The sequence below is a fragment of the Leucobacter soli genome, from assembly GCF_042659205.1.
Classification (GTDB): domain Bacteria; phylum Actinomycetota; class Actinomycetes; order Actinomycetales; family Microbacteriaceae; genus Leucobacter; species Leucobacter soli.
Genome location: NZ_JBHSRW010000385.1, coordinates 1 through 1,221 on the forward strand (window position 1 = coordinate 1; position 1,221 = coordinate 1,221).

Annotated in this window: 2 protein-coding genes; both read right to left on the reverse strand. The window is 68.4% G+C overall.

Annotated elements, in window-relative coordinates:
* Window positions 1-380, reverse strand: a 380-nt coding sequence (locus ACFPZL_RS13380) for a Gfo/Idh/MocA family protein (RefSeq protein ID WP_382335861.1), incomplete at its 3' end; no start/stop codon positions are given.
* Window positions 377-1,221 (reverse strand): carbohydrate ABC transporter permease (locus tag ACFPZL_RS13385; protein ID WP_382335863.1); only part of this gene is annotated, 845 nt, incomplete at its 5' end. The genes ACFPZL_RS13380 and ACFPZL_RS13385, both read right to left, overlap by 4 nt.

Here is a 1,221-nt window from a genome sequence, read left to right on the forward strand (position 1 = left end):
GCGATCGCGTGCCCGCCGGCCGCATCGGTGGCGAACGGCTTCTCGACCAGCACGGGCTTGCCCGCGGAGATGACGCGGAGCGCGGTGTCCCGATGCTGCGCGTGGGGGGTCGCGATGTAGACAACGTCCACGCCGGGGTCGTCGAGCAGCTGGTCCACGGTGCCGGCGGCCGCGTCGATCCCGAGCCGGCGGATGAACGCCTCGGCACGCGTCGGCTCGCGGGACGCGACGCGGACGATGCGCTGCCGCGTGAATCGGTGGAGCGCCGTGGTGAAGTCCGTTGCGATCCTGCCCGGGCCGATGAGCCCCCACCGCAGACCGGGCGCCTCCAGCAGATGGTAGGGGTCCGGCACGGGGAGCGCTCGCAGGTGCGCGATCATTTCAGCGATCCCGCGGTGATGCCCTCGGTGACCTGCCGGTTGAAGACGATGTAGATGACCACGAGGGGCAGCGTGACCATCGAGAGCGCGGAGAAGAGCAGGCCGTAGTCGGTGACGTAGCGGCTGGAGAAGGCGAGCAGGCCCGTGGGAATCGTCTTCAACGCATCGTCCTGGATGTAGAGGAGAGCGAGGAGGAACTCGTTCCACGTGTTGAGCGCGGAGAAGATCGCGACGGTCGCGAGGCCCGGCCGCAGGAGGGGCAGGGCGATCATCCGGAACATCCGGAACTCCCCGGCGCCGTCGATGCGCGCCGCTTCGAAGAGCTCAGGCGGGAGATCGTCGAGGAACACCTTCAGCAGGAAGGTCGCGAGCGGCAGCCCCATCGCGGTGTAGGGGATGATCAGCGCGAAGCGGGTGTCGGTGATCAGCAGATCCCGGAACATGGTCGACTGCGCGATGAAGTACGACTGCACGGGCAAGATCAGGCCGAGCGAGATGATGCCGAGCAGCAGGCCACGGCCGGCGAAGCGGAATCGGCTGAAGGCGTATGCCGCCGCGGAGGAGATGACGAGGATCGCGAGGACCGACGTGCCGGTGGTGATCACGCTGTTCAGCGCATAGCGGCCGATGTTGCCGACCTCCCAGGCGCGCACCCACTGCGAGAAGTCGATGCTGGTCGGCAGGGCGAAGGGCGTGCGGAAGATCGCGGCGTTGTCCTTGAAACTCGACCAGACCATCCAGACGAGCGGGAAGAAGCAGATCAGAGCGATCACGACGAGCGCGATGGCGACGAGCACGCCCGCGGGCCGGGTCGCGGGCCGCGTCCGGCGGCGCGACGGGG